Source organism: Pokkaliibacter plantistimulans (assembly GCF_003194385.1).
GTDB classification, from domain to species: domain Bacteria; phylum Pseudomonadota; class Gammaproteobacteria; order Pseudomonadales; family Balneatricaceae; genus Pokkaliibacter; species Pokkaliibacter plantistimulans.
Window position 1 is genome coordinate 1 of the sequence record NZ_LAPT01000142.1, and the last position, 9,901, is coordinate 9,901.

Annotated in this window: 6 protein-coding genes and 1 pseudogene; all 7 read right to left on the bottom strand. The window is 54.8% G+C overall.

The window, feature by feature from the left end:
- Positions 1-1,245: pseudogene (locus tag WH50_RS24250) on the bottom strand (hypothetical protein); the annotation flags it as partial.
- 1,397 nt (positions 1,246-2,642) lie between these two features.
- Positions 2,643-4,901: a type II secretion system secretin GspD gene (gene gspD, locus WH50_RS24255; RefSeq protein WP_110189890.1), complete on the bottom strand. Its 2,259-nt coding sequence runs from the start codon at positions 4,899-4,901 to the stop codon at positions 2,643-2,645.
- A complete protein-coding gene (locus WH50_RS24260; RefSeq protein WP_110189893.1) occupies positions 4,901-5,431 on the bottom strand; it encodes a hypothetical protein in 531 nt (176 codons plus the stop codon). Before WH50_RS24260 ends, gspD begins: the two co-directional genes overlap by 1 nt.
- A complete protein-coding gene (gene gspM, locus WH50_RS24265) occupies positions 5,428-6,066 on the bottom strand; it encodes a type II secretion system protein GspM (RefSeq protein WP_110189895.1) in 639 nt (212 codons plus the stop codon). The genes WH50_RS24260 and gspM overlap by 4 nt, the downstream gene beginning before the upstream one ends.
- A complete protein-coding gene (locus WH50_RS24270; protein ID WP_165838553.1) occupies positions 6,063-6,953 on the bottom strand; it encodes a PilN domain-containing protein in 891 nt (296 codons plus the stop codon). Before WH50_RS24270 ends, gspM begins: the two co-directional genes overlap by 4 nt.
- A gap of 645 nt (positions 6,954-7,598) precedes the next feature.
- Entirely contained in the window at positions 7,599-8,600 is a 1,002-nt protein-coding gene (locus WH50_RS27060; protein WP_116453732.1) for an RHS repeat domain-containing protein, read from the bottom strand.
- A 74-nt stretch (positions 8,601-8,674) separates the two neighbouring features.
- The coding region (locus WH50_RS24285) for a hypothetical protein (RefSeq protein WP_110189901.1) at positions 8,675-9,901 on the bottom strand (1,227 nt) is incomplete at its 5' end.

The following is a 9,901-nucleotide window of genomic DNA, read 5'->3' on the forward strand; positions in this document are numbered from 1 at the left end:
CGCCGCCGGGTATTCGGTGTGGTACAGGCGGTTCATCTGATCATAGGTGAAGGTAATGGGTTCCAGGCCGCCGGTCTTGCGTGACAGCAGGTTGCCTGCCGCATCGTAGGTGTAGGTCTGGGTGCCGCGCTCCGGTTCAGTCACAGTGCGCAGCAGGCGTTTGCCTGCGTAGTAGGCGTAGCTGCGGGTCACGCCGTCCTGTACCAGCTGGGTAATGTCGCCCAGTTTGTTGCGGCTGATCTCGGTCAGCTGGCGATGGCTACCGGCAATGTCGGCCACAATGGTGCGGTTCCACAGGTCATCGGGGGAGCCAAAGCCCTGCTTGAGGAAGGCGGTCTTGTAGCCACGGGGGTCGGTCACGACCACCGCATCGTCATAGCTCAGGCCGGTCAGGTAGCTGGCACAGCTGCTGCCATAGCAGTAGCTGGTTTGGGCGCCGTCGGTATTGTGGGTCTGGGTGAGGATACGGTTCAGTGCATCATAGGTGGTGCTGACGCCCCGGCTTTCGCTGGCGCTATTGGAAGGATAAGACGCAAAGTCGACCCGACCACCGGCATCGTAGCGGGTACGAACATAGACCGGCGCAATACCGTTGCCCTGTTCGGTCGTCAGGGTCACCCGACCCAGCCCATCCAGATCGTAGGTTTTGATATAGCCGGAGTTGTCACGGGTGACGGTGATGCGGTTCAGCTCATAGCGATAGCGGGTCGGTGCCAGACCGGGGCGCTGGTAATAGGTCACCCGGTTCAGGCCGTCATACACATAACGGGTACGGTTACCCAGCGGGTCATCTTCCCAGGCAATCGTGCCACTGGGGTTGACCGCACGAGTCACTACGCCACCGTCCGGATAGGTTTCCTTACGGGCCACGCCCCGGTAATAGTCTGCGTAGGTGATGGTCTGCTGGCCACGGTGGTTGGTGTACATCTTCGTCGCCAGCTCACCCTGGCTGGTGTAGGTGTAATGGGTAGGCTGGCCATTAACCACCTGATGAATCAGTTTGCCTTTGCCGTCATAGGTGTTGGTGGTGACCCAGGTTTCGCCGTTATCGCCGTCCACCTGCTCTTTGGTCAGCAGGCCGATCAGCTGCGGTGAGCTGCCATCGCTCTTGATATGCTGATAGGTGTAGTGCGTAACGCGTTGCTGACCGTTGGTGGTCTCGGTTTTGGTTTGCCAGAAGTTAGCAGCGTCGAGGTTGGAATATTCGGTAACGTATTTGTCGTCAATTACTACTCGCTGTGTCATAAATGGGAAAAGATACTTCGACAAAAATGGGTATGGAGTCCCATCATCAAGACCTAATTGCCCCTTAGCACTCTTTGAATAGTAGTCATAGTGAACATGTTTTAACGGATTCAATAAATCAATATCAAGCACATCATAAGTGTAGATATCTTTTATCTCACCAAAGTATGCGTTTTCACTACTTTTTTGACTTTTACTGTACTCTCTAAAAAAAACATACTTATAAATGGCTTCCGGTGTAATCATGTAAGCAGAATCATAATATGAACCATTTAATTTACGAGAAGAACAAAGATAAGATGTACTTTCAACACCCGAATCGGTAATTACTCTTTTTAAACACTCCCGCCCAAATCTATTTTCTCTACCATATTTAACCATTGCACCGGTTGGCAGATAAAATGTTTGCAATGCAACTGAGCCTGATTTTACTAATATATAAAGCCATTCACGATTCTCTGGTGTAACAACCCTTTCCAATGCCGGTGCCTCTGTTCCTGTAGATAGCACTCTCATATTATCTTTATAGAATAAATTCCATGTTCTAACCTCACCAGCATTACTAATAACCACTTTAGATGGATCGTAGAATGCCTTTTCGTCAGTCCCTTCCTTTATATTTTGACGTTGATATATATACTTTCTATATTCTACAGTTACTGTGCGCCCATCGTTTGCCTCAATTTTTTCCAAACCATGATCTCCAATATAATAAATAACTTCATTACCAAATGGATCAACATGCATCACTTTAGAGTAATATATAAAATTTACATTATCATAATCCTTTTTGACCTGCTTTATTTCAGAAAATATATATCTAGTGCCATCAGGAGAGTAAACGGTATCACCATTTGATGACCACATATTATTCCGCAAATCATAAAATGTACCTTGCAGTATAGAGCCTTTCTGGTCATCGACCATATTACCTAGTACGATATCCTTCTTTCCTGGTATGTGAAGGATCATTCCACTTAAACTATCAAACCTTACATGTTCATCACATGCCCCATTGTCTCTATTACAATCTGTATAATACTTTTCCTGCTTCCTAGTTATCTTTGGATAGTCAATACTCCATCCTGATCCACTTTCAAACTCATTCCTATTATTTGCACGATAGACATCAATACTCATACCATTTGGCCCAGGTAAATGGGCCTCTTGGATATTCCAAGACAATCCCCCTCCAAACAGATCAAACTCTTCACCTGGTAAACTCTGAATATCTGTTTTAATAGTATCCAAAATATCCTGTTCAAAATCAGCCCTACTGGCTGTGCCATAAAGACAGCCTAATACCAGCATTCCACTGCTGAATAACTTCCTGATCATTCTTCCATTTCTCCTTGGATATATACGCTTTTTATTCCAGACAATGTATTAGTGACGTTTTATTGTTTAACCGGGGCCAATGGCCGCAACAACTGCAACCCCTGCCGGTATTCATCCGTGACCTGCTGTGCCTCGCTGTTGCGGGTGATGACCTTGGGGGTAATCAGCACAATCATTTCCGAACGGTTGTGCTTGCGGTCGGTACTGCCGAACAGCCAGCGCAGCCCCGGCACCTGTCCGACGCCGGGCACACTGGCATCATTCTGGGCGTTGTTCTGCTGGATCAGACCGCCGAGCAGGATGGTCTGGCCGGATTGCACGGCCACCTGAGTGCTGATAGCACGGGTAGAGATAGAGGGATTGCCGTTGGCATCCACGGTAGTGCCGGCATTGCTGACCTGCTGCTGGATATCCAGATAAACCAGACCACCGGGGTTGATGCGCGGGGTCACATCGAGAATGACCCCGGTTTGCACATACTGCACGCTGCTGATGGTGTTGAGGTCAGCGCTGCTGGTATTCACTGAGGTCTGGGTGATGGGGATGTTGTCGCCCACCTGTATCTGCGCCCGCTGGTTGTTCATCACCACCAGCGACGGCGCCGACAGCACCTGCGTATTACCCTTGCTTTCCAGCGCTCGCAGGGCGACCTGCAGGTTGTTGCTGAGGAAGGAATAGAACAGTGATTCGCCGCCATAGGTAGCGCCACCCTGCCCCAGTGCGCCGCCCTGACCGGCACTGTTGGCGATGGCTGTCGTGGTGCTGTTGCCTGCCAGCTTGCCCAGATACCACTGCACTCCGAAGCTCAGCTCATCCACCAGACTGACTTCCAGAATACGGGTTTCGATCTGTACTTGGAGTGGCGGATTGTCGAGGCGCTGGATGGCCGTCTGGATTTCCTGCCACTGGCTGGGGCGACAGCGCACCAGCAGCTGGTTGCTGCTTTTTTGCGCACTGATTCGCACGCTGTTGTCATTGCTGCCCGTACCGTTGCCGCTGTCCAGTGAGGTATCGCTGGCCGCCGTGTCGCTGCTGTCTGTCGCGGTATCGCTACTCTGGCTGGTGATGCTGTTGAGGGCGCTGCCCTGACCGCTGCTGCCGTTGATCGCACCGAGGCCGTTACTGGTCAGGGTGGTGGTACGCAGGCCGGGGGCCACCGTGGCGGTCTGTGTCTCTGTTACCGGCTGGTCGCTGTATATCTGCCGCAGGTAATAGGCCAGATCAGTGGCCTTCATATTGCGCACATCGTAGACGTACATCTGCGGGTCGTTACCGCCGCCCTGATCGATCAACTCGATCCATGAGCGCACCTCGCGCAGGTATTCCGCCTGCGGTGAAATCACCACCACGGCATTGGTACGCTGGATCGGGATAAAACGCAGCATCCCCGCCAGGGGCGTGTCGCCCTGAGGGCCGAACAGGCGGTCCAGCTCCGGCATCAGCTCCTTGATATTGGCACGCTGCAGGTCAAACACCCCAATGGACATGCCCTTTAACCAGTTAACGTCGAAGGTGTTGATGGTTTGCTGGTAGTTATCCAGCTCCGCCGCGGTGCCTGCCAGGGCCAGCAGGTTGCGGTTGGGGTCGATCAGCAGGAAGGCATTGTCGCGGGCGAAGGGCTTGAGCAGCTTCTGCATTTCCACCGCAGAAATGTAGTTGAGCACAAACAGCCGTGCCGACAGGCCAATGTCCGGTGCCTGCATGGACAGTGATGGCACCACATTACCCGGCACCGCCTTGTCGGCAGGCAGAATGACGTAGCGCTCTCCGTCGCGAATCATGGCGTTATTGGTCCAGGCCAGCAGGCTTTCCAGAATGGCGATGGCCTGTTCCTTGCTGACCGGCTGCGAGGTGGAGAAGGTCACCTGCCCTTCGACGCCCTGGGTGATGCTGTAGTTCTCGTGCAGCATGTCGCCCAGCACGGAGTTGATCACTGCCTGAATAGGCAAATCATTGAAGTTGAAGGAAAAGCTGCCATCTCCTGAAGGCTCGCCCTGCGCCAGTGCCTGCGCTTCCTGCGGGTGGATAAATTCACCGCTGCCCTGTACCCACTGCCCTTTTGGCACGTTGCCCGTGGCAGTGCTCTGCCCGCTTCCACCACTGAGCCCACGGGTATCGGCCATGGCGCTGGCCTGGGCCTGTGGCCGGTCGATGCCGGTGCCCGCCAGACCTTCCCGAATCAGGCTGTCATCGGGGCGCTGATTGGCCGGGACACAGCCGGTCAGCAGCAATGCCGTGATCAGCGCGGCGCCCAGGGGGCGAGGAGCAGACAGAATCGGCGTAACGCAGTACGCCAGAGCACTAGGACGCAAGAACATCAGGGGGACTCGTTCGACGGGCCATTCAGGCCGGGAATATGGGGTCGTTGCAGGGTAAGGGTCTGGCGGTCGCCATTCAGGGTGAAGCTGATCTCTGTCGTGTCAACGCTGGACAGCAGCCAGCCGTTGGGCAAGGTCTGGCCCTGCCGCAGGGTCAGGGCATGGCCAGTGTCATCGCGGACAAAGGCCAGCCGCACCTGCCCATCGGTCAGGGTGCCCATCAGGGTAAAGCCATCAAGCTGGGGTGGCGGCGCACTGGGCATCATCTCCGGCGCGGCGGCCACGAGCACATCAGCCGTGCGTGAGGTGCTGAGTAAGGAGTGCTGCCAGATGCGCTGATAGCTGTCCAGCGGCAGTGGCTGTGTGTCCTGCAGCACCTCGGCCAGCGCATCCGCCCCGGCTTCACTGCCGGACGCCGCTAACCAGGGCAACGGGCCGCCGCTGCCCTGTGCCAGCAGGATACACAGGCCACTCAGGGCCACCACCAACCCCAGCCACCCCAGGCTGATACGCCGCAGCACCGCCTTCATCCGCTGGCTCCGCTAAGAGGCAGTGCCGGGCGCATATAGCCACTGACGGTCATACGCACGGTCAGCAGCCCCGAACCGCCGTCAAAAGGCGTATCCGGTCGGCGGTACAGGCTCAGCTGCTCGATAAACAACAGTGGGTGGCTGTGCTCCAGCTCATGCAGCACAGCGGTCAGAGGTTCCATGGCACATTCCAGGGTGACGTTGATCATCACCTGCACATAGGGAGAGTCCTGCTTTTGTGGCTGGCTGACCGGCAGAGTTTCCAGCAGGCGGCAACCGGGGCCGAGTGTGCTGACCTGATTGACGCTGAGCGACAGCCGTGACATCAGGTCAGCCTGTACCGAGCCGGGGTCATCGCCCGGCAGCAGGGTATCGTTAAGCTGACTATTGGCCGCGGCGGCCTCCACCGCCGCCTGCAACTGTTCTTTACCGGCAAGAATCTGCTGATAGCGCTGCTGACGCTGGCGCAAGCTGTCCATCTGTTCGTGCATGTCCTGCACCGGTGCCCAGACGCTCTGATACAACGCAGTGACAGCGGCCAGCAGTAGCACCAGCAGAATCAGCACCGCCATGGCCAGACGCTGCTGCGCGGCGGTCAGCGACGTGGTCAGGGTGGCTTTCAGAAGTCGCTTCATGGGGTGCTGCCCTCAGTCTGCCCGGATGCCGACGCCGACAGGGTGGCCTGCAGAGTAAAGCGGTCCTGCCGGGTCTGGCTGTCTGGTTGAATCACTCCCTGAAACTGCGGCGCACTGAAGCCGGGGCAGGCATTAATACGGCTGATCAGGCTACTGACGGCACTGCTCTGGCCGCTCATGACCAGCGTGCCCTCCGCTTTGATATCCAGCTGCTCCAGCCAGGTATCGGCGGGCAGGCAGTCGGTCAGTGCTTGCAGGGTGGTCAGCATTGAGGGTTGGCTATGTTTGAGCCGGGCCAGATAGCCTGCCGCCTGCTGGCGTTCGCTCAGTTGCTGTTGCAGGGTGATGATGTCGCGGGTTTGCTGCTGTAACTGGCTGACCTCGGCCGACATCCGCTGCAGGGTGTCAGCATTCTGGCTGCGCCATAAGGCCGCCGCCGTCGCCAGCAACAGGGCGCTGCTAATCGCCAGCGTCAGATTAATCAGCCGTGGCCAGTGGATACGCCGCCGTCGCCGTGCCGCTGGCAGCAGGTTTATCCCCAGCGGCTGGCCTGCGGCATCCAGCGCATCCACCCGGTCAGGCGCAACCCCTTGTGCAGCCAGTTGCTCCAGCAGCGCATCCAGCTTATCGCGCCGCACCACCGCCAGTTGCACCCGCAGGCGTTGTGCGTCACTGCCGCACCGCGCCGCGGCAAAATACACCTGCCCCGGCTGAAACGGGGTAAAGCGTGGCAGCTCGTGTTGCAGCACGCTCTCCAGCTTTTTCCCCGCAGCCAGCGGCAAATACAGCTCGCGCACCAGTACCTGCGCCGGTGTCAGTTGCAACACCAGCGCATGGTCCTGATCCGCAGGCAAAGGCTGCCAGGACTGCTCACCATTCTCCGTCACCCGCCAGAGTTGGTTGGAGTGATGAGTGATAGATGCAGAGGCATTCGCACTCCAAAGCAACTTAACAAAAGAAGATTTAAGCTTTAATTTTGCAGTGCACATATTGTTCCGGATAAAGAGCCTCTAACTCACACGCCTAAAGATCTATTGCAGTACTTTTAGTATCAATAAGCTCCAATAATAAAAATACAGATCTAAGTCTCCGTAGCCCAACTCATAGGCTGTGCCAATCAATATAAAGTGTTTAATGCACCACATTAATTTATTTGCACTTTTTTCTTTCAAAAAACTCAACCAACAACACTTTCCCATTCAGTTTAAAAATGGCAACTATAAATAATTTCTATTTTTAAACCTCCTAATGCAGCCAACAATTTTCCTTTCTATATATATGAACAATAGTATTGAAAATATGAGCGATCCTATAGTCACAACAAGAGCTATCACAGTATCCAAAGATAAATAATCAGCCTTTTGGCTGATATCGATCTTGAATACTTTATCCAGCAGAAAAGAATACAAAAACCCGGAAAAACCTGCTCCCAACACAAAAGCAACCTTGTCTAAAAAACTGTATTCAGTTTTTTTCAGCATTTCGCTACCCCTCATTCACGAGTGAAAATTATACATTAGAGTTTGGCTTCGTCAGTTATGCCTGTCACTGTCACTGTCACTGTCACTGTCACCAGTACCAGTACCAGTACCAGTACCAGTACCAGTACCAGTACCAGTACCAGCATGGTCGTCACTACTTGCATCACCTGACGCTAACGCTCCAGCCACACTTACAGCATTTGAGCTCGACACAGCTGCAGCAGCTTTTTTAAGATCTTGTGGAAGTTGATTAGTTGTACCATATTCCAATGATCTCACTGTCTGGCTAGTGGTTATACGCGATGCAGCAGGAAAACTTGGTATGGCCTTAATAGCTTTTTCGCTTATATTTCCTACTTTACCAGCAGCTCCACCTAACAAGGCCGCCAACCCTACCTCTTCAGGGTCAATATTTTTAATGCCCTTATGATAAGCCTGAGAAGTAGCATCGGCACTAGCTGAAGCCAATGCAGACATGGCCATAGCAGCAGGAGCAGTATTTCCAAGTGACGCAGCAGCACCTGCTACTCCTCCAATTACCGCGTGAACCATCGCATCTTGGATCGAGTGGACTTTTCCTTGATAAGTTGCAACTCCTACCTCTATCGCTGCACCCACTAAACCAGCTAACCCAATGCACATTGGGCACATCCCCGTCGGATCTTTGTACTTATACGGGTTGTTATAGGCATAGTCATATCTGTTGATATGCTCCAATCCCCCCTTCAACGGTCCCACCGGGTCTATCGCCATAAACCGCCCTACCACCGGGTCGTAGTAGCGTGCATTCATATAGGTCAGCCCGGTGTCGTCATCGTGTAGCTTGCCGGTATAGGCAATGCGGCTGTCTCCCTGGGCCGGGGAGTTATTGAGCTTTTCCCCAAACGGCGCATAGGCTTCACGCCACAGCAGTTTGCCGTTCTCATCGGTGGCCGCCACCGGCGAGCCAAGGGCATCGTTGTGGTAGTAGGTGATCCCGGCGACAGCCGGTTGCCAAATCAGTAACAGCGCCAGCACACTGGCGAGTAGTCGGGTCATCAGTACACGCATCATTATTCTTCCTTGGGGCCCGCTGCTGATCAGGGCAGCGGGCCGGTGCTTTCAGGGTCTTTCGCCGCTGGGCGACCTTACTGGGGCGTAAACAGGCTGTCCGCTACCGCACTGGTGGTGCAGCCGGTGCTGGTAATGCAGCTGTCCACCTTGGCCAGGGTCTGGCCATTGAGGCGTACATAGATCACCTGTTTGTTGTCTACCCGGTCGTCTTCGTAGACCAGGTCCCCTTTCTTGTCGTGGATCTGGAAGCGGTTCTTGCCGTCCTTGATTTCCAGTACGCGGATGCCGTCGCCGTCGTAGCGGTAGCTGGTATTGAGGGTGTTGTCGGCATTGGTAATGGTGCGCAGCTCCCCGGCATGGCTGTAGCTCATAGTGAGGCGGCCATTGGCGGTGGTGTTGCCATAGGGGTCGTAGCTGAAGGTGTTGCTCTGGCTGCCACTGGTGCTGGCCAGTCGGTTGTTGCTGGCGTAGGTGTAGTTCATCACGCCCATCACGCCCAGGCTTTTCTTCGTGAGGTTGCCGCGGTTGTCGTAGCTGAAGGTGCCGTTACCCCAGCTGCCATTGGCCACGATCAGCCGTTCCAGCCCGTCGTAACCCAGCTGGCTGATGCTGTTGGAGGCCACCACCAGATCCTTGATGGCGGTCACGTTGGCATTTTTGTCGAAGCTGTATTGCTGCTGCATGGCCTTGAGGCTGCTGCTCTGGCTGAGGATCTGGCTGACAAAGTTACGGTTGTTGAGGCTGAAGCTGGTCTTCTGGCCGTTGCCGTAGGTGTAGGAGGCCAGCTGGCCACTGGGGTAGTAGCTGATATTGCTGACAAACTGGCCCAGGGCCACAGGGCGATCCCAGTCATCCAGGGTATAACTCAGTTTTTTGCCATTGGGGAAGCTCAGTGAGCTCACCGCTCCATGGTTGTTAAAGCCATACACCATGCGATAGGTGGTGTCGTTGAAGGTCAGCCATTCCCACCAAAGCGATCCCCACGTGGTATAACCAAAGGTGCGTTTGACAGCGCCCTTGTTCATGCCGATCAGTTGCCCGGCTTTGTCATAGCGGTAGTCCACCGCATCACTGGCCTGCACATTGCCAATCGCCGCCGGGTATTCGGTGTGATACAGGCGGTTCATCTGATCATAGGTGAAGGTAATGGGTTCCAGGCCGCCGGTCTTGCGTGACAGCAGGTTGCCTGCCGCATCGTAGGTGTAGGTCTGGGTGCCGCGCTCCGGGTCAGTCACAGTGCGCAGCAGGCGCTTGCCCGCCCCACCATCGTCCAGCCGGGCACCCCCGTCCGCTGCCCGCCG